Genomic DNA, 25982 nt, shown 5'->3' with positions numbered 1-25982 from the left:
TTATTAATTCTGAGATATTCGTTAAGCTCTTATTTTGAACCTACAAATTAAATTCGGGAGTTTAATATTTAGATGATGAAATGTACTTTTGAGTGAATCCTTTTACGGTTTTAAAAGCGATTGAGGCATCTGTGAAAACACCCACCTATCGAGAGATAGGCGTCAAAATTAGAGTACCGATATTTGGGATCTTATTTTAGAGATTTAAAGCCAATGCTTAATAACATTAAGCATTGGCTTTTTGATTTCTTGCAAATAAACGAGGTTCTATCCATGATTTTCTATCTTAATAAGTTTTAAAACTGATGATAAGCCAATTAGAATAAAAAATGCAACTGCCAAAAAGCATGATATCATGATAACAACGCCTTCCCATCCGTATAAAGACCAAAACGTTCCTCCAGCGGTTCCACCAACGCTTGAGCCAACATAATAAAATAATAAATAAAGCGATGACGCCTGAGCCTTATCATGAGTTGCTATTTTGCCAATCCAACTACTAATTATTGAGTGTCCTGCAAAAAAACCAAATGTTAAAAGAGCTATTCCAATAATCTTTAGCAAAAGACTCACATTTAATGTAATGCTTATCCCAAATAACATTATAAAAATTGAAATGCATAACATTATATATTGTCCATGTTTATCTGCTAGACGTCCCATAAATGTTGAACTAAATGTTCCTACTATATATATTACAAAAATAAAGCTCACTAAGGTTTGGCTCAAATTGTATGGTCGTTCAATTAATTGAAAACCTATAAAATTATATAACGAAACAAAACTTCCCATAATTAAAAATCCAATACAATATAAGCAAAGAAGATTAGGATTCTTTAAATGATTAAAACTTGATTTAATTAAATTTTTAATTTCAAAGGATCTAGCCTCGAAATGCTTTGATAAAGGCAGCTTTCTCCAAAACAAAAAACTTGAAATAAGTCCCAAAATACCTATAACTGCTAACGCTAATCTCCAGTTAAAAAAATCATTAATTACCCCTATAATAATACGTCCGCTCATTCCGCCTATAGAATTACCACTTATATATAATCCCATTACTAACCCTAAACTTGATTTATCAATTTCCTCACTAATATAAGCCATAGCTATTGCAGGTAATCCCGCTAAGACAAATCCTTGCAAACATCGTATTACTAGCATACTGTTAAAATTAGGAACAATAGCCGTCAATACCGCTAGTATTGATGATGCAAAAAGAGAAAAACACATAATTGGCTTTCTCCCAAGTACCTCTGACAATGAACCAAAAATCAACATACTAACAGCCAATGTACATGTTGTAACAGACAGCGACAAACTCGCCATTGTAGGTGATATACCAAATTCCTTAGACAAATAAGGCATTAATGGTTGTGTACAATATAAAATCGCAAATGTATTAAAACCGCCAGCAAATAAAGCAATACTAGCATGGCGAAATTCACGTGTACCTTTTTGAATATAGCTCATAATAATCACTCCATACTTTATTCTATGAAACATGGTTATAATAACCACTATAATTTTAGCACAATGAATTATACGTTTAATTCATAAAAATAGTGTAATATCTTGTATTAGGCCTATGGTAACGTTTATAGATGTATATTTCTACAATTTTCATAAAAACATAAACAAGGTAACAAATATACCTTATTCTTAAAAATGTAACCGTTAAAAATCCATCTATATTCTTCCTATAATTCAGGCCTTGACATTGATGCAATGTGGAGTTTATTATATGATAGATACTATAATATAGTATTAAAAATATAAAATATAATCATGAAAAAGAGGTATTGTATGTATCCAAAAGATTTTAATTATAAAATGCCTGCTGAATGGACTGCTCATGAGCGTACATTCATATCTTGGCCAGTAAAAGATTCAATGTGTCATCCAGATAACTATAAAGATGTTTGCGCTGGATATGCAGAATATATTCAAGCAATTGCTGAATTTGAACCAGTTTCAGTAATTGTTAATCCATATGAATTGGATAATGTAAAAAAACTTTTTAGTGAGTCTAATATAGAACTACTCCCTATTAAACATAGTGATGCATGGCTTAGAGATAATGGCCCTACATTCCTAATTGACGATGAAGGCAATAGAGCAGGTGTAAATTGGAAGTTTAATGCCTGGGGTGAAAAATATGCACCATGGGATTTAGATGATAAAGTAGCTCCGCAAATTTTAGAACATTACGATATTAAAAAATTTGATGCTCCTCTAATTATGGAAGGAGGTTCTCTTCATACTGATGGTGAGGGGACATTGATTACTACTGAAGAATGTTTGCTAAATCCTAACAGAAATCCTAACCTTACTAGAGAACAAATTGAAACATATTTAAAACAATACTTGAACATAGAAAAAATTATTTGGCTTAAGAACGGACTAGATGGTGATGAAACTGACGGCCATGTCGACAATATAGCCTGCTTTGCTGAACCTACTAAAATAATTATTCAAACTTGTGATGATCCAAATGATGCAAATTACAAAATTACTTTAGAAAATATTGAAATCTTAAAGAATTCAACAGACGCAAAGGGCAGAAAGTTTGAAATTATCCCAATTAATCAGCCACCTAGAGCTGAATACAAAGGAGAAAGGCTAACTCTAAGTTATCTAAACTTTTATTTTGTTAATAATGGTATTATCTTACCTACTTTTGGTGGAAATGCATCAGAAGCAGACAAAACGGCTGAGAAGGTATTAAGTTTAACTTTCCCCAAAAGAAGAATAAGAACTGTAGATGGAATGGCTGTTATTAAAGAAGGCGGTAATGTACATTGCACAACACAACAAATGCCATTTCCAAGAAACCTAAAAGTACTATAGAAAAATAAGATGAGGTGATAACATGAGAAAAGTTAAAGTTGCAGCTACACAAATGAGCTGTTCTTGTAATATTGATGAAAATATTTCTAAAGCAGAAAAATTCGTAAGAGAAGCAGCTGGAAAAGGTGCTCAAATAATTCTACTTCAAGAATTATTTGAAACTCCATATTTTTGTCAAAAAGAGAAGTCTGATTACTACGTATATGCTACCGAAGTAGCACAAAATAAAGCAATAAATCATTTTAAAGAAATTGCTAAAGAGCTTAAGGTAGTGTTACCAATCAGCTTCTATGAAAAGAAGAATTATGCTAGATATAACGCTATAGCGATAATCGATGCTAATGGTGAAATACTTGGAACTTACAGAAAGAGTCACATTCCTGATGGTCCTGGATATGAAGAAAAATTCTACTTTAATCCTGGAGATACCGGATTTAAAGTATGGAATACACGCTACGGGAAAATAGGTGTAGGTATCTGTTGGGATCAATGGTATCCTGAAGCTGCTAGATGTATGACTTTAATGGGAGCTGAAATGATATTCTATCCTACTGCTATTGGCTCTGAGCCACAAGACGGTTCTATTGATTCAAAAGACCATTGGCAAGCTTGCATGTTAGGTCATGCTGCTGCAAATTTAGTTCCTGTAATTGCATCAAACCGTGTTGGAGTTGAAGAAGATGAAGATTCTAAAATAACATTTTATGGTTCTTCTTTTATAGCAGGTCCTCAAGGAAATAAAATTGTTGAATCTAATCGTACAGAAGAAACAGTATTAGTTGCTGAATTTGATTTAGATCAATTGGAGATACAACGTATTGAATGGGGAATATTCAGAGATCGTCGCCCTGATTTATATAAAATAATTACATCATATGATGGAGATTTAATAATTAAATAGCTACTATTTTCATTATTAAATATTACAATTTTCGAAAAAAATAATAAGAGTAAAATACTTTTTAAAGCATTTTAACTCTCTCTAAATATTTTAAAAAATTCATTAGTTCAAAAGCTATGATTATAAGATATCAACTAATTTTATAACCATAGCTTTTATTTTACTCTTATGATATTTATAATTTGAATTTTCCTTTTCCCCCTATGTTTCCTCTTTATTAATATTTTCATAAGCTATTTACCACACATCTTCTTGCTTATTACATTTCATAGCCTTTTATTCTGCTATTAGAAATTGCTGTTTTGCAATTGCTTCCTTTATATAAATGCTCTATATCCCTGATTTTTCTTATAAATTGTATATTTTTAAATTGTTAAATTTAAACACTTTTTAACTTTTAAATGTAAATATGTTTTAATTCTTATGTAATTTTACTTTTATAGTTCTTTAACAGCTTTCCTTGTAGAAATTAATTTCTCCTCTACTTCTTTTATGTTATTTCTAATCATCCCAATATATAACATATCTATTATTGCTAATTGAGAAATTCTCGAGCTAATTGCTCCTTCTCTTATTGATTTTTCTACAGCTGGTATGCGAATTACTATATCAGAAATATCAGCTATTGTATTATTTACACTAGCCTTTGTTATTGATATAACTGGAACTTTTCTATGTCTTGCATTTTTTACACACTTAATGACTTCCTTAGTCTCTCCTGAATATGATATTGCTAGTGCTACATCTCCTTCTTCTAATAATACAGATGAAGTTATTTGAAGGTGAGTATCTGTATTACATATACATCTCTTATTCATCCTGCTTAGTTTATAATAGAAGTCCTGGCCAACAAGCCCTGATACCCCAACACTAAAAATATAAATATTTTTAGCGCTTATAAGTAGTTCTATTGCTTTGTCTAAACATTCTTCATCTAGTAAGCTGACCGTTTGTTCCATAATTGAATCTACTGATTGTTTAATTCCATAGATAATATTTTTTGTTCCTAAATCGTTGTCTAAATATTGAAACTGTATAGCTCCTGCTTCCTCTTCTTTGCTAATATTAATAGATAATTTTAGTTTCAATTCATTTAAAGTATTAAACCCTATTTTTTTAGCAAATCTTACTACTGTTGGAGCTGAAGTTTTTGTAGCCTCAGCTATATCTCTTGCAGACATTGATATAATCCGTTCCTTAGTTTCTATTAAATAATCTGCTATTAACTTTTCTCTATCTGTAAAACTGTCATAATTTTGCTTAATATACTGTAATACATTCATAATCTCACACCTTATCGTACTTGGTTTTGCTCTTACAATTATTTTATATTAAAATAAAATCTTTTACCACCATCTATATATTTCAATAAATATAAGTAATCTTTCGTAACTGAAGCTATGACATTTGTTCTAATATCAGCTTTTTGATTTGTTTTAAGAATCTGTAATTTCCCCATATATCTCATATAATTTACATTATCCAATGTAATATCACCGAAGTTCTTGTCTATTGTATTAAATGGCTCTATAGTTTCTCCATTAAGAAGCAATCTACTTTCAGCTGCTCTTATTGCATCTCTAGCCTCATCTATTCTTTGGGTATAAGTTTCTTTTAGCAATTTTAGAGTTATATCATTATAATCTTTTAACTCTATTAGTAGCTCAACTGCATTAGGATCTAATGATGATAAATCTTCTAATTCTTTTTTACTTGGAAGAGAATCTCCAATGAAAACGCATTGATTTCCTAATGCAAATAAATGGTTAGCAGCTTCTCTTACATTTTTCCCTCTATGATCCTCTAATGTTGGTAATCCATCTTTTAAAGGTGCTCTCCTTCTATTATTCGATTGCACAAAAGCAGAGACTTTAATCCCTCGCTCGCTCAAAATAGCATTTTTTTCTTTCATACATTCTTCAGAGATTCCAGTTCCCACCCTTGGATAAAAATTGTGAAGTGCATCTATATTCTCATAGTCTGGTGAATAATTATCTAATCTCTCAAAAAATCTCTTAGTAATTGTTGATGCATTTAATTGAATTTTGATTCCATAAGGATTTTTGCTCATTCTCGCTATTTCTTCTTCGGTATATCCAAAATCTATTCTAATAGTCTTAACACCAATGTTACCTAATTCTTTTAAGTCCATGTTTTCTAATTCTAAGAACTTAAAAGTATTAGGTGATATATCACTTATTATATCCATATTATATTCTTTTGCTAACTTAAAAAATTCTATTACTTCTAACTTTAAGACATTATAATTTGCCTCTGGTATATGAAGGGATGTAAATATCCTTGTAATATTCAGATTATGTGCATCCTTTAACAATTTTATATTTTCTTCTTTAGTATTATCCAATCCAAAATAAACAGAAAATCCATAATTCATAATAATGCCCCTTTGCTATATTTATATGAAATTAAATAAAAGTTTTTTATAATTCACATATCATGATAAATTATTCATACATCTACTATGATCCTATTCTCTTATTCATTAACTAAAAAGACCCTTTCGGGTCTTTTTAAAATTATTCAATTGGGTCATCGAAGCCTAAAATGTTAGTAAATAGATATCCACTTGCATATGAAACCAATACTCCTATTAAGAACACCCCAATTTTCCCATTTGCAATTAACAATGCTAAAGGCAATCCTGATACGCCCATAGCAACTGCTCCTACTTTAAATATAGCCATTGCTGCACCACCTACTGCAGCTCCTAAACAAGCTCCAACAAATGGTTTACCAAGTGGTAAAGTTATTCCATATATTAATGGTTCTCCTATTCCTAAAAATCCTGGTACTAATCCATTTTTAGCAATTTTCTTTAGTCTTTCATTTTTTGTTTTTCTTAGTACAGCTATAGTTGCTCCTACCTGTGCCATTCCTGCTGTTGCTAGTATAGGCAATAATACAGTATACCCAACATTCGCTATTAAATCTGCATGTATTGGAGTTAAAGCCTGATGCATTCCTGTCATAACTAGTGGTAAGAATAAACCTCCTGATACAGCACCTGATATAACTGCTATAAGAATATTATCTGATGCTATTGTTTTTGCAACTAAGAATCCTATACTATCTGAAATAGCTCCTCCAACTGGTTGAAGGATAAATAGTGCCACTAATGCTGAAACTGAAAGTGTAACTAATGGAGTAACAAACAAATCTAATACATCTGGCACAACTTTTCTGCATGCTTTTTCAATGAAACAAGCTAACACTACTACTAATATTACTGATATAACCCCTCCACGTCCTGGAGTTAACTTTTGTCCAAAAAGAGTTATGTTTGCAAGAGTTGCTGATGAAAGAATTCCGCCTAATACTCCACCGAGCATTGGCATTTGTGAGCCAAATTCTTTTGCTGCATTTACACCAACTAAAACTGATAATATAGAAAATACTCCATTTCCTATAAGCCCTATAATTTGAGCAGCTGTTGTTTTTGTATAAGCATCTTTAAAATACACTCCTGCAATATTGTTTATTGCAAGCACAAGGCCACAAGCCACAAATAATGGAATCAAAGGAATGAAGACATTTCCTAGTTTTTTAAGAATATTCTTAAACTTAGTATCATTCTTTTCCTTCAATTTAGCCTTTGTTTCAGCTACTGCATCTTCTCCTATAACTACCTTTGTCCATACTAATTTCTTTACTTCTTCAGTTACTTTATTAACCTTTCCTGGTCCATAAATAACTTGTAGTTGTTCTTTTGTCTCAACTATACCAAGAACTCCTTCTGATTTCTTAATTGCTTCTATATTAGCTTTTGAAAAGTTATTTAATTCAAATCTACAGCGTGTCATACAATTAGTAACTGATTTTACATTATCTTTGCCTCCGACTAATTCTACTAATTTTATAGCAATCTCTTTATTTGTCATAAATCTCCTCTCCTTTACTTATTATCTATTTCTTGTAACGCTTTAGCTATATAACCTTTATTTTTATCCAATTTAATTCTCGCCTCATCTTTATTTAGCTTTGAAAGTATCATAAATATTGCTAGTTTGACATCGTAATCTGTTTTATTTAGTGCTTCTGTTGCCTCTTCCATGTTTATACCCGTTGCTTTACAAACTATTCCTTTAGCTCTTTCAATTAGCTTTTCATTTGTAGCTCTTAAATCTACCATTAGATTTTCATATACTTTTCCAAGCTTAATCATGACACCAGTTGATATCATATTTAATACTAGCTTTTGAGCTGTCCCAGACTTTAGTCTCGTTGAACCTGTTACAACTTCCGGACCAACTACTGGTGCAATTGAAATATGGGCCTCCTTTGCAACATCTGAATTTTCATTACAAGTCACTGAAACTGTTAACGCACCGATTTCATCAGCATACCTCAATCCTCCTATAACATAAGGGGTTCTTCCGGAGGCTGCTAGTCCTATTATTGTATCATTCTCTGTTATATTTTTACTCTTTAAATCTTCCACTGCTAATTCTTCTGAATCCTCTGCTCCCTCTTTTGCTCTAAATATAGCTTCTTTTCCCCCAGCTATAATTCCTTGCACCAATTCTTCTGAAACTCCATATGTTGGTGGACATTCTGAGGCATCTAATACGCCAAGCCTTCCTGATGTTCCTGCACCTATATAAATTAATCTTCCTCCTCTATGAATTCTTTCAGCTATCATATCTATAGCTTTTGCTATTTTAGGAATCTCTTTTTCTACAGCGTTTGCTACCTTTTTATCCTCATCATTCATGATTTTTACCATTTCTAAAGTCGATACTTTATCTATATTTATTGTAGTTTCATTTCTGCTTTCAGTTGTTAGATTTTTTAAATTTAAACTATCCACATTCATCGCCTCCATATAAAACATTTAATTTTGACTACGTTTTCACTTGATATATACATCATAACATTTTTGAAATTTTGTTTCAATATATTTTAAAAAATATATTATTTTGTTTCTAAAATATAATTTAATTATATCATCTGTTCTCTATGCCTCTAGGCTTAACAAATTTCTTTATACAATTTTGTTATATTAATTCTAAACAACCTTAATAAAAACCGCTTAAATGCCTTGTGTAAATACTAATACAAATTATCTATAAACATTAGCCTAAATTATCATAAAAATCTCTTGCATAAGAAATTTAAATATGTTATTATATCTTCACGGCCTAAGAACAAATGATATTAAGTTGTTCAAGTAGGCTTATATATTGATTATAAATTCTGGAATATTCGTTAAGCTCTTATTTTGAACCTACACTTAAAATACGGGAGTTCAATTATCTAGATGTGGAAATGTACTTTCATATGAGTCCTTTTACGGCTTTGAAGGCGATTGAATCATCTGTGAGAGCACCCACCTATCGAAGGATAGGGGTCAAAATTAGAGTACCGGTATTTTGGATATTATATAGGACATTCTATGCCAATGCTTAATGTTAAGCATTGGCTTTTTATTTTCATGAATTAAAACTAAAATAAATGTTTAAGAGCTCAAATTAATCTCTGCTCTTTTTAGTAATTATTTTTATTATCCGCATATGTGAATATAGCCTCTATATCTGCATTTATAATATTTTCTCCTGCTTCAATAGGGGTAGTATTACTGGTAGATTTAAGAGTCATTACTAGTGGTGTACTAGTGGTCTCATTTTGTTCATTTATTTGAATTGGTATAATATTCAACTTTACTTTAAGTTGATCAGCTACAACTCGTGCTTTATTTTGAGCATCTTGTAGAGCTCTTCTTAACGCTTCATAATAATACTTTGTTTCATCTGAGACAATAAAGATAATCCCAGTTAATGAATTTGCACCATTGCTTACTGCAGTATCAATTACTGCACCTACATTATTAATATTACTAATTAAAATCTTCAAATTGTTTATTACTTCATATCCTCTAAAAACCTGCTTTCCATTGATGTAATCATAATTTGGCCGTATGCTATAATTTTCGGTTTGTATATTCTTAAGAGGTATTCCCAATGCTCTTATACTATTTATAACTTCTTGAGTTATCTTAGCATTCTCCTCCTGCGCAACTTCCAATTGCAAATCTTCAGTTATAACTCCAACGACTATTTCTGCTAAATCTGGTTTTACACTTACCGTTCCTTTTCCTATAACTTTTAGCTTATTAGATGAGCATTGATCATCGTTAAAATCATTTAAGCTATAGATACCGCCCTGCCCTAAAGTATGCATCTCATTTTCCCCTTCAAAAAATTAATCATTAATTCATAATATGATGAATCACTCGAAATGTCTCTAAGCTACATACATCAATCTTTGGAATACTTTATGGTTAGAAAAAGTCTTAAATTCATCTCAAATTTAAGGCTTAAATATACTTTACTGAATTCAAGATCCTAAAAAGAATAATGCTTTTCCACCACTTCTCTTGTAAATCCATAATCAATGATGACTGGCTTTCCATCAATCATTCCCCAACTGCTTTTCCTACAAAAATCCCCCAATAACAGCCTATAATTTTTCTTTATTTCTTGCAATTCCTGAGTTTTTAAAAATTCATCCCTATTCGATACATTAAAATACTTCCATACATATAAAATATCACTTATCTTGCTTGCTTTTTGCATTATAAGTAAGCTAAAGTCACTTGAAACTTGTATAACTTTTGCAAATAACTTAGTATGATCATTATCCGAAATGATATATTCAGCTTTATTTTGTGCTATTCCAGCCTTATTTTTTGCTATCTTCAAAACATATCCATTTCCTAAATCGAATGCTTTCCTGCCAGAACCTGAACCAATATATTTATAATAGCCTTGTTTTATATTAAGCATAACTTTATCAAAATCAATAGTCATTCTAGCACCTACTCATAACTATATTTTAATCTATTCGAACTCTACATATTACATTACTCTATTCTATTAAAATTTGTTCTTATTAAACTAAACTTTATTTTTATTAGTGCTATGCAATTTCTTATATAGATTAAAATAATAAATCAACATTTGAATCTCTAGCAAACCAAGTGCTCAATTAAGAGCATAATATAGAAACTTAATTGCAATATATTATATATACTTATAAAATATTTTGTTAATCCATTGGTTTTATATGCATATATTAAGCACAACCAATATTGTTAACTACATTTTCATATCGAGTTGACAATATTAAATATTAATTATATACTTGTCTTGAAATTATTTAATAAATTGGGGCGTGGTAAAATTATATGGAAAAATTAGCAGAAGAAATTATTAACGGAAGACGATTAACTAGATCTGACGATTTAGAATTTTTATTAACTTGTGATTTAAAGAAAATTTGTGATGGTGCTAATAAAATTCGTAAAACACTATGCGGAGAAAGCGTGGACCTTTGTACAATTATTAATGGTCGCAGTGGAAAATGCAGCGAGAACTGTAAGTTTTGTGCTCAATCAAACCACCACAAAACAGAAATTAAAGAATATGATTTTTTAGATCCTAATGTAATTTTAAAAGACTGCAAAAAAAATGAAGCTAATGGTGTACATAGATACTCTATTGTTACAGCAGGAAGAGCTTTAGTTGGGAGCGATTTTGATAAAGCTGTACAAGCATACAAAATGATGAATAAAGAATGTTCCATCAACCTATGTGCATCTCACGGTTTTTTAAGCGAAGAACAATTTGTACTTTTAAAAGAAGCAGGAGTCACAATGTACCATGCAAACATAGAAACTTCTAAAAGAAACTTTCATAATATTTGTACTACTCATTCATATGATGACAAGATTAAAGAAATTAAACTAGCGCAAAATGCAGGTTTAAAAGTTTGTTCCGGTGGTATTATAGGAATGGGTGAAACTTGGTATGACAGAATTGACATGGCTATAAGCTTATCAGAACTTGGAGTTATATCTATACCAATAAATATATTAATGCCTATCAAAGGTACTCCATTAGAAAATTTAAAGAGGATTTCTAATGACGATATCTTAAGAACGATTGCTATTTTTCGTTACATAAATCCAACAGCTTATATTCGTATGGCTGCCGGAAGAACTTATTTTGAAGATGGCGGCATAGAAATTTTTCAATCTGGAGCTAATGCAACGATAACTGGTGATATGCTGACTACTGTAGGTAACAATACATGCCAAGATAAAATAATGTTGCAAACACTCGGTTTTTTAATTAAAAAAGAATTATAGAAAAGAAATATAATATATAAAGGAGATTTAAAATTATGGAAAATATACGTAGAACTAACGCACGTCAGTTAACAATAATCGGAATAATGAGTGCTTTTATATGTACATCTGCACCATTTTCAATTCCTATTGGTATAGTACCAATTACATTAACAAATTTGGCAATTTACCTTACTATATATATAATTGGAAAAAAGGAAGGAACAATTAGTTATCTTATTTATCTTCTCATAGGTGCATTGGGATTGCCCGTTTTTTCAGGATTCTCTGGTGGATTTACTAAATTAGCAGGGCCAACAGGTGGATATTTAATTGGATTCGCTTTTATGGCATTTATAAGTGGAATATTCATTGACAAATTTCCTAATAAAATTTTTATGTGCTTTTTAGGTATGCTGATAGGTACACTAGTAACCTACATGCTCGGAACAGTATGGCTAGCATATGTTGCACATCTACCATTTAATAAGGCTCTAACAATTGGTGTTCTTCCATTTATTCCTGCTGACCTCGCAAAGATGGTAGTTGCATCACTAATAGGGCCTCAGATTAGAAAAAGAATTAAAAGCGCTGGATTATAATAGTTAAAATATATATATTCGCTAAAAAGGATTTTCTTTAAATTATAACATTAAAGAAAGTCCTTTATATTATAAATCATTCAAATTCACTTCTACTTTTTTCTAACTTCTCTAAGTATTCTCTCACTTATCTCTTCAACTTCTTCATTATTCAATCCTTTTCTTTTAATAGCATTAGCAAATATATTTGTTATTTGTTCCCAATCACTAATTTTCTCTGAATGTAATTTTATCTCCTCTAATAGCTCATATACCTTTTTATTTATACCATTACTCTCCTCGTCAAATCTACCATATTATTATAACAAAAAAATAAGAATCATAAACAATATTTCTAATGTCCATGATTCTTATTAATTAAACCTCTTTATGAGAAAAGTCTGTAATTATTTTATTATCATCATCTTCCGTTTTCTTTATTTTGCCTAATTTAATCTTAATAGTTAGTGTCATGTCTTCCCTCTTCCTACATATTAATTAACGTGAATAATTAATCTTTATATAAGTATTATTTATTATTTTATAATTGAACTTCGCTTTTATACTATCAATACTCGATATCTTTTCAATATAGTACATATCTGCTAAAGTTAAATCTCTTAACTCTGCAACAAATTCAAATTTAGAACACTTTTCCAAATTATCATTTATAACTTTCATGATTTCATTATGTATCTTCATAGCATATCACCTCTCATATATATTAACTTTAAAAAACTATTTTATTTACTTTTAACTCTATTATGTTTAGTTCAAAAATATAAAAAACCAATCAAAACTAATTAAAAAAATTAATTAGTTTTGATTGGTGGGTTGCATCATTAACTCCAAATTCTCAAGATGCCCAAATACAGAGAATTTTTCACAGTTCCCAATCTTTGTATATTTATGTTACTTTATGTCTTTCTATGTATATATTATAACAATAATATAAGAAAAATCAACATTAAATGCAATATTTACCTTACAATAATTGTTACATATTTAAAGGTAATTATTAAATGTATAAAAAATTTTATTTACTGTCCTTAAATATCATATTTAAGTTTATTTTAATATAATGTTTATATTGAATTAACATATTTGTTATAATCTTGTAATAATTATCAGCTATAATAAGAAAATAAGATAATTTCTTATTAACTATTTATCCTTCTATATAAAATCGTTTATGGGTAACTTATTTATGTATTGTAATAAGTTACCCTTATTAATTTTATAATTCTCATATAGATATCCAAATTTAAAACTAAACTTATGTGATAACTTACCGAAATCATAAATATTTTGTTCCGAAAAGCTATGAAAATATCGCTAAAATTTCTAAGCAGCAAGTTGTATCCAATTTAGCATGCTCCACCTTTCAGTTTGACAAGCTAAATTGGAACAACCTACAGCTAAGAACCTTTAACAGCTCATTTTCAAATGTTTTCTCCACAAATATATTTATGATTTCTAGTGATGATATGAACTTAAAGTTTTAGCAAATTTGCAAATACATTCATCTAATAAGTTGAATTCTTAAATTGGATATCTATATAGATAACATAATCATAAACTATACTTAGACTATGAAATGTCTTCCAACCAGAAATGAGTAATATACTTTTGTGGAATGTTTCATTGGTAATTTTGATGGATGTGATTCTTTGGCTATAAGTTGTTCCAAATGTGCTAGTTCAAAGCTTGTTCTTTGAGACTAGCACTTTGGGTGCAACTTTTATAGCCTTAGAATCACCCATCAGAATTACCTAGAAACTGGAACAAAAGTATGTTACTCATTTCAGCGAGTTATATGCATAAGTTAAGGTCTTAGTTGGGTTATCTATATTTCTTTATACAATTTATAATCTTAACTTTAGGTTATTACTAATAACACATCATTTAAATTAATATATCTTTTATAAAAAAAACAGCATCCCCCATAATTTTCATAAAAAATTATGTAGAATACTGTTTAATGGATGTTATCATCCCCTGAATTTATGAATACTTTATATTAATACAACTTAGTATTTTCAATATTTTTAAAGTTTTCTACCCATTATCACACCCATGGCTGATGCCATCATAAGTCCTCTAGTCCATCCACTTGAGTCACCTAAACAATGTAAGCCTTTTATATTAGTTTCGAAATTTTTATCTAAATCAATTCTATTACTGTAGAATTTTATTTCTGGGCCATATAATAATGTTTCTCTGCTTGCAAATCCTGGAACTACTGTATCCATGGCTTGTATGAAGTTTAAAATATTTGTCATAGTTCTATATGGCATAGCTGATGTTAAATCTCCAGCTTCTGCATCTGGTAATGTATGTCTAACGTTTGATTCATACAATTCCTTTTCCCAAGTTCTCTTACCATCCAATATATCTCCATATCTTTGGACTAATATTTTTCCATTTCCCAACATATTAACAAGTTCTGCAACCTTCTGACCATATTCAATTGGTTCATTGAAAGGCGCTGAAAAATTATGCGAACTTAAAATTGCTAAGTTTGTATTATCAGATTTCTTATCTTTATAAGAATGTCCATTAACTATTGCTAAATTATTATCATAATTCTCTTGACTTACAAAACCACCTGGATTTTGACAAAAAGTCCTAACCTTATCTTTAAATGGTGCTGGATGCCCTATAAGTTTAGATTCGTAAAGTACATTATTTACACTTTCCATTACTTCATTTCTGAGCTCAACTCTAACACCTATATCAACTGGCCCTGCACTATGATTTATCTTGTGTTCAATACACATGTCTTTTAACCAATCAGCACCTTTTCTACCTGTTGCTACAACTACTTTATCTGAAAACATTTCTTCATCATTACTTCTAGTTAATGAATCTGTTATTAATACCCCAGATACTTCATTGTTTCTTATCAAAAGATTTTTAACTGTTGTATCAAATTTAATTTCAACACCAGCATTTAATAGATGTTTTTGAATCTTCAAATATATTTCTTGAGCTTTTTCAGTTCCTAAGTGTCTTATTGGACAATCTACTAGCTTTAATCCACCTTGTATTGCTTTTCTTCTTATTTCTTTAACTGCTTCATTATTTCCTACACCTTCAACTTTAGTATCTGCTCCAAAATCCAAATAAATTGAATCTGTATAATTTATGTATTCTTGTATTAAATCAGCTCCTGCAAGTTCAGGTAGATCTCCACCTACTTCATAGCTTAAAGATAGCTTTCCATCTGAAAACGCTCCTGCGCCAGAAAATCCAGTAGTAATATGACAATAAGGTTTGCATGATACACACTTTTTAGTCTTATCTTTTGGACAATGTCTCTTATCAATGCTCTTTCCTGATTCAACTAAAAGGATTTTAGATTGAGGTTTTTGTTTCTTTAGTTCATACGCAGTAAATATTCCTGCTGGACCAGCACCTACTATTATTACATCATAATTCATTCTTATCTCTCCTTGACATTAAATATAATTTTTAAGTAGACACTTATAGTCCTATAGCAATTTACGGTAGCTTGGTAGAAACATCCGACCCTTATTATCAGATTTATATAAGTGAATATTATTAACTTTTTTTTTAAAATAGTTCTTATTACTAGGTAATTTTAGCTCATATATTAATAAAAATCAATAACAAATTATTTTTTTCTTCTTTTTTCCTTTATAAACACGAACATTAATCTAAACTCAAAGAATAAAACTCTCATCTATGTGATCGTATGGCCTTATAAAAATTAAAATTTATTGTATTTTAAATTGGTAAAAACCACCAAAATCAGAAATTGTGATTTTAATGGTTTCTTACATACAAAAATAAAGTTATTATTTTACTATAGATTTTCTTTCTCCAACTGGTAATAATAATCCAGACTTTGATAAAACGGGTCTTATAGCATTATAAATAATACTTACTAATATTACTGACACTACTGCATTAACAAAGGTTGCAAATACACTTATTTTTGCCAAAACTGCAGCCATTTGCTGCGGCTGCCCAAGAATATATTGTTTATAAAAGTATCCAGCTATAGGATCAAAAACAACATTAAAAGCTAATCCTCCAATTGCAGCAATAATAGTCCATTTAGCTATATACTTTTTATCCCTACTTTCATCTATTTTTGCATATTTATGAGCAATTAAACCAGTTATCAAACCAATGCATAACTTTAAAATGAAAGTTTTAGGTGCTCCGATTGCATATGTTGGATCTAATAGATCTGATATTGTCATACCTATAGCCCCTGATAATCCACCATACCAGCCTCCTAGAAGCAATGCTGCCAATACACAAAATGCATTCCCAATGTGCAGTGAAACCGCATCTTCACCTACAGGTATTTTTATTGAAAGAAAAGTAAATGATACAAAGCATAATGCTGCAAGGACACCCGTCTGAATTACTTTTACAATTCTTGAATTCTTATTTTCCATATAATAGCCCCCCTTATTGTATTATTCTATCTTCATAGGAAAATGTTGTGATTATTATAACACTATAGGAGTTCTCTAGCAATTGTATGGGTTCATTTATATTTCACATTGCATCTTTTATTATATATTATGTTTAAATTTACAATGCACATTTCACAATTCACAATTACGGCTAGAATCCTTGCAATGTTTTTAGAAATTTTATGAAGAATTATTTTTGCAATATATATACAAAAAATAAGACTCCCCTAAATCACAAATTAGTGGAGTCTTTTAATCGTAATCTTCTATTTTAATAATGATATAGCTATTTAATTTAGCCTGATTTTAACTTTGTTAAATAATAATTATTGCTACTATTGTTGTGATAATTAATCCTATAACAACAGGTTTGAGATTTTTTTTAGCTAATTCAAATGCATCTACACCGCAAATCGCTGCTACTGGTATTAGTGCCCATGGGATTACGGTTCCTCCACCTACCCATATTCCTGCAATTTGTCCTAAAGCTGTTAATGTTGCTACACCACCACCTAAAGCAGTTGAGAATATTTTCGAAATGGATCCTACCAAAGATATTCCTGAAAAACCTGATCCATCTAAGCCTGTAATTGCGCCAACTACTGTAAGTGTGCCGGCAGAAATAGTTGAATTTATTGGAACGTTATTTGCAAGTGCAGCACCTAAGTCATTAACTATGCCATTTGAGCCTTCTGGAAGTATCTTTCCAAATATATCTGTAAATGCAGAGTCACCTAAATAAAAAAATGCAGCTATTGGTATAACAACTCCAAATATTTTGAAACCAAACTGGAGTCCTTTAACAAGATTATCAGTAATTTTATCTAGTGATTTTTCTTTATAAGCTAGTATTGAAATTAAGCTCAGGATAAATATAGCAGTACCTCCAATAAGCGCTGTTGCATCACCACCTTGTAATTTAGCAATATACATTATAAAAATATCTAATGCAAATAATACTAGAATTAATAACGCTAAAAACCTTCTTACTTTTTTTGAAGAAATAAGCATTGAAGAACTTGAAATTGATGTTGAACTTTCTATTTCCTCATATTCACTAGACATCTCTCCTGATTTAATCTCCTTTCTGAGGAAATAAAATGCAGCAACAGTTGTAACTATTCCCATTGTTAGTTCAAGTGGAATACTTGCAGATATAACCTCAGAAACTGGTATACTTGCTGCATCAGCAGTAAGTTTTGGTGCTGCCTGAATTATATAATCGATTGATAAAGCTATACCATGTCCAAATAAATTCATTGAAATAGCTACTCCCATAGCTGGAAGTCCAGCTTTCTTAGCAATAGGTAGAAACAATGCCCCTATAAGTGCAACTGCTGGAGATGGCCAGAAAAACCACGATAAAACCATCATAAAAATTCCAATTACCCAATAAGCAATCCAATAATTTTTTATAACTTTTCTAAAAGGAGACACCATCTCATCATTTATTCCAGAGTCCATTAATGTATTACTCATTGCTGTTATTATTGATATTATAAAAATTGTTGGCATCAATTCCTTTGCTGCATAAACAAAACTATTAAATACTCCCATTACAGATTTATAAATTGATTCTGTTCCGGCCAATCCCAGAATAAAAATGCCTAATATACATAAAAGAGAGATATCTTTCTTCTTCACCATAGCCAATATAATTATAATGATAAAAATAAGATAAATATAGTGAAGCGGTGTTAATACTAAGTTAATCATATATTTCTCCTATAAAAGTTCTTGTACTTATAAATTATGTAGGAAATATATTCTTAGTTACTATATATTAAACAATTGTCAACAAATATTTTTTATTTAGCAATTCCTTATTATTTCTATCAGTTATTTATAAATCATCCCAATAAATCTTCTCTGACTTTTCATCTGCTTTTGAATGTTTATCAAACACTTTGACTATTATGGCTGATAACAAAAAGCCAATTACTCCACCTACGATTTGAAAAGTTCTATCAGAAGCCACCTGCATATTTTCACCTATTATTCCACCTATAAAAGCTCCTATAAATACCAGCATTATTGGCAAAATGAAAATCATGAACGCAGCTAGTATCATACTTGTATTTTTCTTTTTTGTCTTTAAATTTGAGCCATTTTCTAAATCTCTCATAAAATCCCTCGCTTTCATATTAATATGTTTATATAAACGTTTATTAACTTGTTTTACCTGCATGATAATATTTTCAAATTAAAATATATCCCATTCTAATTATATATTTTAATCCCAATACTTGTCTTCTATAATTTCATATTATCACCAATCATTGTAAAAACAAACAATAAAAAATAGACTTGGTGAAATTATTAATTACCAAGTCTATGAAATATTTATATTACAAACAATTATTAATTAAATAAACAAGTTTAGTCCAGAACCTTCTGTTGATCCTAAATATAAAGCAACTCCACCAATTTCAACCCCATCAATAAATTCTTCTTTTTTAATCCCCATTAACTCCATGCTCATAGAACACGCTCCCACCTTAACTCCCATATCTATAGCATTTCTTATTAATGTTTCTAATCTATCAACTTAAAACGCAAAAACTATCTAGGCAACTTTTTTTAAGTTATCCATAAATTTTATTGGAATATAAATTTCTAAAGAATAAAAAAAGAGTTGTAAGAAAATCTTACAACTCTTAATAAAATAATATTATCTTCTATTATTTTGTTCCTTCTTAATTCTTCTGCAAGATATACATCTTGTAGGTTCATTAGTAAATCCCTTTTCTTGGTAGAATTCTTGTTCCCCTACAGTGAAAACAAATTCTTCTCCACAATCTCTGCATACTAAAGTCTTATCTGTCATATAAAGTTCCTCCTTTAACTAAAGATTAATATATTGATTCATATAATTCTCTAAAGGAGAAATTTACATATCTATAAAAAACCTTTTATTTCATTTACAATATTCATTATAACATACTTCAGTAAAATAGCAAACTTTTTAACTTAACTTTTTAAATTCATTGAGATATCCAATAACTCAGAAGCCTCATCACTTGTTAAACATTTTGCTTGAGCAATCTCTTCTACTACAATTTTCTTTATATGATTTAGCATTTGTTTTTCACTTGAATTTAAACTATGCCATCTTTTCAATTGTGTTAAATCAAAGATAACTTCAATAAATTCATCAAATGTGCCTGATTTCATTTTTATTTTACTTATATTCCTTCTTTCTTTATAATTAATTTTAGAAAATTTTTCTGCTTCTGTCATAAATCTATCCAAATGTTTTAAACTATTCTCTAATGTTTTAATATCGCTCACTAACCTTATATTGAATGTATTTGCTGCACTAATAGGTAAAGTTAATTTCATGGTATTATTAATTAAGTGTATTATATAACATTTTATTTTCTCACCTTTGAGTTCCTTTTCTTCAATAACATCAATTATTCCTATTCCTTGACTTGGGTATACAACCTTATCTCCTATGTTAAACAAAAAATGACCTCCTCACATGTAATAGAATTAATAAAACTAAATTATATAAAATTTTAATATTGTAATTATCTAGATAATACATATAAAATTAAGCGCTCTAAAAGTTCATTTTAAAATGCCTACTCATCTTATGACCATTGTAGTTATAAAAAGTTTTTACTTTCTAGTATGGTACTTATTTCAAAATATAAATCTAACTTTTAGCATTTTTTATCCGTACCATCATTTCTCTACATAAGTCCTTTTTTTAATTAAATTCTACATATTACCACTCTTTCATAAAATAAGATTTTTATTATCTAAATATATATTATGTAAATTTCGTATAAAGATACATATGTTTTATTAAAAGAAGCAGATTTTTCAATTTATTGTTTTCATATAGTTAATTTTAGAGTATAATAAGTTTGAAAAAGGAAAAACTGATGTGTAAAGTACATAAATCATTTTTCCTAAGCTATTATAGTTATTATAATAAATATACAAGTATACGGAGGTCGTAAAATGTTAACATCAGCTAAAGAAATGTTAAACAAAGCTAGACAAGGAAAATATGCAGTTGGTCAATTCAACATCAACAACTTAGAATGGACTAAAGCTGTATTATTAACTGCACAAGAAAATAATTCACCAGTTATCTTAGGTGTATCTGAAGGTGCTGGAAAATATATGACAGGATATAAGACTGTATCTGCAATGGTTAAAGCAATGATCGAAGAATTAAACATTACTGTACCAGTTGCTTTACACTTAGATCACGGCAGCTATGAAGGTGCAAAAAAATGTATCGAAGCTGGATTCTCATCAATCATGTTTGATGGATCTCATTATCCAATAGCTGAAAATATAGAAAAGACTAAAGAATTAGTTGCTATAACTAATGAAAAAGGACTTTCTTTAGAAGCAGAAGTTGGTTCAATTGGTGGAGAAGAAGACGGAGTTATAGGTAAAGGTGAAGTTGCTGATGCAAATGAGTGTAAGCAAATAGCTGAATTAGGAGTTACTATGTTAGCTGCTGGTATTGGAAACATTCATGGAAAATACCCTGCAAACTGGGCTGGATTAGATTTTGAAGCATTAGCTAAAATTGAAGAAGCTGTTGGAACTTCTATGCCATTAGTATTACATGGTGGTACTGGAATTCCTGAAGATATGATAAAGAAAGCTATATCTCTTGGAGTAGCTAAGATCAATGTTAATACTGAATGCCAATTATCATTCCAAGAAGCTACTAGAAAATATATTGAAGCTGGAAAAGATTTAGAAGGAAAAGGATTTGACCCAAGAAAGTTATTAAATCCTGGATTCGAAGCTATCAAAGCTACAGTTAAAGAAAAAATGGAATTATTCGGTTCAGTAAACAGAGCTTAATTTCATTGAATATAAGGAGCACTATATTTAGTGCTCCTTTTTATTTTAAATTAGTATTTCAATCAAATTTCCCTCTTTATCTAAAACAATGCCTTTATAAATATGTTTTCTAGTATTGATATTGAATCTATAATTACTTTTTCTCTTTTTTTAATATAAAAATTGTCATGTATGTTTTCAAGTATCCTATTATAGTCATTATCAACTATAAACTTACTCAAAATCTCAATTCTATCATTTCTATCCAATTTATATTTATCCAAAATTCCTACAATATCTCCTATTTCACTATTAAAACTTTTAAGATTAGAACCTCTTTTGATATTTGCTAACCTCGAAATGCAACCTGTATCATTAATAATTTCAATGTTTGATAACCCCTCAATTTTATTTTTCCTTGCCCCATCTTTTAAAATATTTAATATATAAATAAACATTTTTACATCTCCCCAATAAGAATAAAACTTAAATTTAATTATACGTTTACATTGAATAAAATTCAAGATTAATATAAAATTTATTAACTGTATTTTAAATATTACTTCTACATCTATATTTGTTTTTCCTTCCATTTTCTTATTTTTTTCTATTTTAATTTAACTTATGCTGAATTTTAGTATTAATATATGCAAATAAATATATAATAATATATAATAGATATTTTTGCAATTTGGAGGTGTCTTAATGAATAATAAATATAATGATTTATTCGATGAGTTAGTTAAATCATATTACAATGGTAATTTTGATGAAACTCTTAAACGTATTATGGTATGTCACAAAAAGTCTCCACAAGAAACTTTTGAGATTATTAGATCGTTGTGTGGAGTTGATATGGAGTTCGATAATAATTATGTATATAATCTAAAAAAAGCAATTACAGAATATACAGTTAATACAAGATTAATTGAAAAACTTAAAGGCTGTAATGAATCATGTCCTAGAAATGAAGACGGTAAATTTAGCTGTCAGGTTGCTTGTCCTTTTGATGCCATTCTTTATGATGAAGAAGAAAGATCAACATACATAGATAACGATAAATGTCTAAATTGTGGTGTATGCGTGGATTCATGTAAGCATGGATTAATATTAGATAAAGTTTATTTTCTTCCCGTTTTAGATTTAATGCAGAACAATAAAAAAGTCTTTGCTGCAGTTGCTCCTGCTATTAGCGGGCAATTTGGCGCTGAGGTCACTATGGATCAAATCAGGGCTGCTCTTATAAAAATAGGTTTTACTGATATGATCGAAGTTGCCTTTGCAGCAGACGTATTAACAATAAAAGAAGCTGTTGAATTTGATAAACATGTGAATGGGCCTAAAGACTTGATGATTACTTCATGCTGCTGCCCTATTTGGATAGGAATGCTTAGAAAAGTTTACAAGGAACTTGTTCCTGATTTATCCCCATCGGTTTCACCTATGGTTGCTGCTGCACGAATGATAAAAAGTCTTGATTCCGATGCAAAAGTAGTTTTTATAGGTCCATGTATTGCAAAAAAAGCTGAAGCTAAAGATAAGGATTTAAACGATGCAGTAGATTTTGTATTAACATTTCAAGAGCTTGACGAAGTATTCAGAACTTTAGACATAAAGCCTAGTGATTTGGATGGTGTACCATCTGTTGAGTACGCTTCTAGAGGCGGAAGATTATACGCCCGCAGTGGTGGCGTTTCAATTGCTGTATCAGAAACAGTTGAAGAACTTTTCCCTGAAAAGCACAAGTATTTTAAAGCTGCAAAAGCCTCTGGAGTAAAAGATTGCAAAGAACTTCTTGAAAACGCTCTAAATAGAAATGTTGATGCAAACTTCTTAGAAGGAATGGGCTGCGTTGGCGGATGTGTTGGTGGTCCTAAAGCAATAATTCCTACAGAACAAGGTAAGGAATCAGCCGATAAATTTGCTTATGATTCACCTATAAAGGTTCCAGTTCATAGTAAAGTACTTGATGAGGTATTAAATAAACTTGGTATAAATTCAATAGATGACTTTCATGATCATGAAAAAGTAAGTATTTTTGAACGTGAGTTTTAACCTAATTTTATTTTGACTTCTTAATCTATAATTTCATCTGAATGCTAATTAACATAAATATTTATAGTATATTTTACTAAAAAATGGCTGTATAAATCTACAGCCATTTCATATATGAATTGCAATTGTTAATCTTACTAATTTACAGTTTCAAGAGCCTTTTTTACTTTAGGAACTACATAGTGGCTACTACCTCTATCTTTAACATCTTCAATCATCATTACTACCAATAGATTATTGGGAGATTTATTAGTGGTCATCCCAACGAACCATCCTAATTCTGTACCATTATTATCATCCTGAGATGCTTTTATCTCCGCTGTTCCTGTCTTTCCAGCTATAGTTAACCCACTAGTATAAGCTCCATGACCTGTCCCACCTGAATTTTCTACTACTTGTATCAAATCTTGAAGTACCGTATTAGCTGAGTCTTTTGACACAACATTAGCTTTCCATACTTTGTTATCTGAATTATCCTTTTTCACAAGATATGGTGTTAATATATTTCCTTCATTTTGAAACATAGTGTAAAGCGCTGCTAGATGCACAGGATTTACCAAAACTTCACCTTGACCATACCCACTGTCTGCTAGTTGTACCTCAGATTTAAAATCCTTATCACTTGAATATTGTGAATTATATAATGGATATTCAAATGGAATTTTATCAACAAATCCAAAGCTATTTAACTTATCTCTAAGTATATCCTTTCCAATATCTAACGCTGCCTGAGCAAAGTAGATATTATCAGAATAAACAAGTGCATTCGATAGATTTGACGGTCCTTTATAATCGCTTACTCTTGTAACTGAGTAATTTCCCCAACTGCTATCCTTCTTCCAGCTAAGGCCAGTTATATTTTTATTTGCATTGGGATCTATCTTTTTTGTATCTAAACCAATAACCGCAGTAATTGGCTTAAAGGAAGATCCAGGCACTAATGTTGCCTGAAATCTATTATACATAGGTTTTTTAGGATCATTATTCAAACTATTCCACTCATCACCTGACATGCCCAAAACAAAATCATTTGGATTAAATGCTGGTGTACTAACCAAAGCTAAAACCTCTCCTGTATTAGGATTCATAGCAACTGAAGTTCCTTTATCACTACCAAGCTGACTATATAATAAGCTTTGTAGATTGCTATCAATTGTTAATTTTAAATCCGCACCGTTTTTAACATCTTTTGTTATAATTGATTTTTTCTTTTCGCCCTGAATACTTTGAATATATATTTCAGCACCATCAATTCCTCTTAATGTATCTTCGTATGTTTTTTCAAGCCCTGATTTACCAATTATAGAATTTTCAGTATACTCCTCATCTTTATGTTTATCCAATTCATCAGCATTTATAGCTTGCACATATCCAGTTAGATGTGCTGCCTGCTCTCCTAGAGAATAAACTCTTGCATCTTTATCATTAATTTTAACTCCTGGAATTTTAAGAAGGCTCGGAATTCTTTCATCACCATATGGTATTGCCTTTACCGGAATAAACATATCTGGTTTAACATATGATGCATTTAGTTGACTGTTTATATAATCAACAGTTATCCCTAATACTTTTGAAATTTCATCAATTGATTTATCTTTGTTTTCACCTAAGTTTCCTGGAACAATTCCAACGTTAGATGAAAAAGAATCTGTTGCCAGTTTAACTCCATTTCTATCTAATATGTCTCCTCTTTTAGATTTTATTATTTTAACCCTTATTTTGTCGCTATAAGCTAAGTCCGGGAATATTGCTTGAGAATTCCACATTAAAGCATAATCCTTTCCAATCTTCCTACTCATAGTTGCACTATTTGAAAATTCTAATTTTCCACATATAGTATCCATGCTGGTTTCATAATCTACGGTAGCTTTATCACCATCTTTTTTTACATTTTTTACATAGATTTCAATATTACTAGCACCAATACCTTCATAAATATTTTTGTTCCTTGTAATAAAATCATCTTTGGACATCTTTTGTATAATTTCACCATCTGCCAAATCATACATTTTTTCATATTCTTTTGAATTTAATAAGCTAAAGTACTCCAGTAATTTATTTTCCGGTTTGTGTGTCTTATTGTAAAAAAAGAAAGCAGCTAAACTAATAATAAATGGAATTACTACTATTCCTGCACCAATTAATATATAAATATTTTTCTTTTTATCCATAAAATC

22 protein-coding genes, 1 other RNA gene, 1 pseudogene and 2 riboswitches are annotated in these 25982 nt (G+C 29.9%); of the genes and pseudogenes, 7 read left to right on the top strand and 17 right to left on the bottom strand.

Annotated elements, in window-relative coordinates:
- Nucleotides 1-267: 267 nt before the first annotated feature.
- The gene (locus F3K33_RS09535; RefSeq protein WP_012058154.1) at nucleotides 268-1473 is read right to left on the bottom strand and encodes an MFS transporter; all 1206 of its coding nucleotides are present in this window, start codon (nucleotides 1471-1473) and stop codon (nucleotides 268-270) included.
- 333 nt (nucleotides 1474-1806) lie between these two features.
- On the opposite strand from F3K33_RS09535, the gene F3K33_RS09530 reads away from it, so the two are divergent.
- Both F3K33_RS09530 and aguB read left to right on the top strand, forming a co-directional pair.
- On the top strand, nucleotides 1807-2850 hold the full coding sequence (locus F3K33_RS09530) for an agmatine deiminase family protein (RefSeq protein WP_039770404.1): 1044 nt from the start codon (nucleotides 1807-1809) through the stop codon (nucleotides 2848-2850).
- A 22-nt stretch (nucleotides 2851-2872) separates the two neighbouring features.
- Complete coding sequence (gene aguB, locus F3K33_RS09525) at nucleotides 2873-3751, top strand: N-carbamoylputrescine amidase (RefSeq protein ID WP_023975825.1); 879 nt, start codon at nucleotides 2873-2875, stop codon at nucleotides 3749-3751.
- 437 nt (nucleotides 3752-4188) lie between these two features.
- On the opposite strand, the gene F3K33_RS09520 is transcribed toward aguB, so the two are convergent.
- From F3K33_RS09520 to murQ, 4 genes are all read right to left on the bottom strand, one after another.
- Nucleotides 4189-5034 carry a MurR/RpiR family transcriptional regulator gene (locus F3K33_RS09520; protein WP_017209592.1) on the bottom strand — a complete coding sequence of 282 codons (846 nt, stop codon included), beginning with the start codon at nucleotides 5032-5034 and terminating at the stop codon, nucleotides 4189-4191.
- Between the two features lie 38 nt (nucleotides 5035-5072).
- Entirely contained in the window at nucleotides 5073-6146 is a 1074-nt protein-coding gene (locus F3K33_RS09515; protein ID WP_039770402.1) for a DUF871 domain-containing protein, read from the bottom strand.
- A gap of 142 nt (nucleotides 6147-6288) precedes the next feature.
- Nucleotides 6289-7650 (bottom strand): PTS transporter subunit EIIC, encoded by a 1362-nt coding sequence (locus tag F3K33_RS09510; RefSeq protein ID WP_039770401.1) that lies wholly within the window; start codon nucleotides 7648-7650, stop codon nucleotides 6289-6291.
- Nucleotides 7651-7664: 14 nt separating this feature from the next.
- Nucleotides 7665-8585, bottom strand: a complete 921-nt coding sequence (murQ, locus tag F3K33_RS09505) for an N-acetylmuramic acid 6-phosphate etherase (protein WP_207715156.1) — start codon at nucleotides 8583-8585, stop codon at nucleotides 7665-7667.
- 374 nt (nucleotides 8586-8959) lie between these two features.
- Between murQ and ssrS the strand changes: the two genes are divergently transcribed.
- A non-coding RNA gene (ssrS, locus tag F3K33_RS09500) (6S RNA) lies at nucleotides 8960-9152 on the top strand.
- Between the two features lie 104 nt (nucleotides 9153-9256).
- Here ssrS and F3K33_RS09495 read toward each other — a convergent pair.
- Together F3K33_RS09495 and F3K33_RS09490 are read right to left on the bottom strand one after the other, a co-directional pair.
- Nucleotides 9257-9949, bottom strand: coding sequence for an SIMPL domain-containing protein (locus tag F3K33_RS09495; RefSeq protein ID WP_023975821.1), 693 nt, complete (start codon nucleotides 9947-9949; stop codon nucleotides 9257-9259).
- A 164-nt stretch (nucleotides 9950-10113) separates the two neighbouring features.
- The gene (locus tag F3K33_RS09490; RefSeq protein WP_023975820.1) at nucleotides 10114-10578 is read right to left on the bottom strand and encodes a hypothetical protein; all 465 of its coding nucleotides are present in this window, start codon (nucleotides 10576-10578) and stop codon (nucleotides 10114-10116) included.
- A 377-nt stretch (nucleotides 10579-10955) separates the two neighbouring features.
- Here F3K33_RS09490 and bioB point away from each other — a divergent pair, with 377 nt between their 5' ends.
- Together bioB and F3K33_RS09480 are read left to right on the top strand one after the other, a co-directional pair.
- On the top strand, nucleotides 10956-11918 hold the full coding sequence (gene bioB / locus F3K33_RS09485; protein ID WP_023975819.1) for a biotin synthase BioB: 963 nt from the start codon (nucleotides 10956-10958) through the stop codon (nucleotides 11916-11918).
- A 35-nt stretch (nucleotides 11919-11953) separates the two neighbouring features.
- A complete protein-coding gene (locus F3K33_RS09480; RefSeq protein WP_023975818.1) occupies nucleotides 11954-12499 on the top strand; it encodes a biotin transporter BioY in 546 nt (181 codons plus the stop codon).
- Between the two features lie 477 nt (nucleotides 12500-12976).
- Here the strand turns inward: F3K33_RS09480 and F3K33_RS09475 are convergent, their stop codons facing one another.
- The 8 genes and pseudogenes from F3K33_RS09475 to F3K33_RS09440 all read right to left on the bottom strand — a co-directional run bounded on the left by F3K33_RS09475 (nucleotide 12977) and on the right by F3K33_RS09440 (nucleotide 20400).
- Entirely contained in the window at nucleotides 12977-13180 is a 204-nt protein-coding gene (locus tag F3K33_RS09475; protein ID WP_012058142.1) for a hypothetical protein, read from the bottom strand.
- Nucleotides 13181-13297: 117 nt separating this feature from the next.
- Nucleotides 13298-13381: riboswitch (cyclic di-GMP riboswitch) on the bottom strand.
- Nucleotides 13382-14526: 1145 nt separating this feature from the next.
- Entirely contained in the window at nucleotides 14527-15921 is a 1395-nt protein-coding gene (locus F3K33_RS09470) for an NAD(P)/FAD-dependent oxidoreductase (RefSeq protein ID WP_023975817.1), read from the bottom strand.
- A gap of 26 nt (nucleotides 15922-15947) precedes the next feature.
- Nucleotides 15948-16052, bottom strand: a riboswitch (purine riboswitch).
- 247 nt (nucleotides 16053-16299) lie between these two features.
- Entirely contained in the window at nucleotides 16300-16911 is a 612-nt protein-coding gene (locus tag F3K33_RS09465) for an ECF transporter S component (protein ID WP_017209603.1), read from the bottom strand.
- 336 nt (nucleotides 16912-17247) lie between these two features.
- Nucleotides 17248-18648 carry a hypothetical protein gene (locus F3K33_RS09460; RefSeq protein ID WP_174775790.1) on the bottom strand — a complete coding sequence of 467 codons (1401 nt, stop codon included), beginning with the start codon at nucleotides 18646-18648 and terminating at the stop codon, nucleotides 17248-17250.
- Nucleotides 18649-18775: 127 nt separating this feature from the next.
- Nucleotides 18776-19057: a SoxR reducing system RseC family protein gene (locus F3K33_RS09455; RefSeq protein ID WP_023975814.1), complete on the bottom strand. Its 282-nt coding sequence runs from the start codon at nucleotides 19055-19057 to the stop codon at nucleotides 18776-18778.
- A 240-nt stretch (nucleotides 19058-19297) separates the two neighbouring features.
- A pseudogene (locus tag F3K33_RS09450) lies at nucleotides 19298-19480 on the bottom strand (DsrE/DsrF/DrsH-like family protein); the annotation flags it as partial.
- A gap of 123 nt (nucleotides 19481-19603) precedes the next feature.
- Nucleotides 19604-19759, bottom strand: coding sequence for a zinc-ribbon domain-containing protein (locus F3K33_RS09445; protein WP_012058137.1), 156 nt, complete (start codon nucleotides 19757-19759; stop codon nucleotides 19604-19606).
- Between the two features lie 143 nt (nucleotides 19760-19902).
- Nucleotides 19903-20400: a CarD family transcriptional regulator gene (locus F3K33_RS09440; protein ID WP_012058136.1), complete on the bottom strand. Its 498-nt coding sequence runs from the start codon at nucleotides 20398-20400 to the stop codon at nucleotides 19903-19905.
- A 504-nt stretch (nucleotides 20401-20904) separates the two neighbouring features.
- Between F3K33_RS09440 and fba the strand changes: the two genes are divergently transcribed.
- A complete protein-coding gene (fba, locus tag F3K33_RS09435) occupies nucleotides 20905-21771 on the top strand; it encodes a class II fructose-1,6-bisphosphate aldolase (protein ID WP_012058135.1) in 867 nt (288 codons plus the stop codon).
- An 80-nt stretch (nucleotides 21772-21851) separates the two neighbouring features.
- Here fba and F3K33_RS09430 read toward each other — a convergent pair whose 3' ends face one another.
- A complete protein-coding gene (locus tag F3K33_RS09430; protein WP_023975042.1) occupies nucleotides 21852-22208 on the bottom strand; it encodes a hypothetical protein in 357 nt (118 codons plus the stop codon).
- 247 nt (nucleotides 22209-22455) lie between these two features.
- On the opposite strand from F3K33_RS09430, the gene F3K33_RS09425 reads away from it, so the two are divergent.
- On the top strand, nucleotides 22456-23805 hold the full coding sequence (locus tag F3K33_RS09425) for a [Fe-Fe] hydrogenase large subunit C-terminal domain-containing protein (protein ID WP_039771863.1): 1350 nt from the start codon (nucleotides 22456-22458) through the stop codon (nucleotides 23803-23805).
- A gap of 137 nt (nucleotides 23806-23942) precedes the next feature.
- On the opposite strand, the gene F3K33_RS09420 is transcribed toward F3K33_RS09425, so the two are convergent.
- Nucleotides 23943-25976, bottom strand: a complete 2034-nt coding sequence (locus F3K33_RS09420) for a penicillin-binding transpeptidase domain-containing protein (protein ID WP_039771862.1) — start codon at nucleotides 25974-25976, stop codon at nucleotides 23943-23945.
- Nucleotides 25977-25982 lie beyond the last annotated feature (6 nt).

Origin of the sequence: Clostridium beijerinckii (genome assembly GCF_008705175.1) — a bacterium.
Classification (GTDB): Bacteria; Bacillota; Clostridia; order Clostridiales; family Clostridiaceae; genus Clostridium; species Clostridium beijerinckii.
Note: the sequence above shows the minus strand (reverse complement) of the source record. Positions and strands in the feature narration are given on the sequence as shown.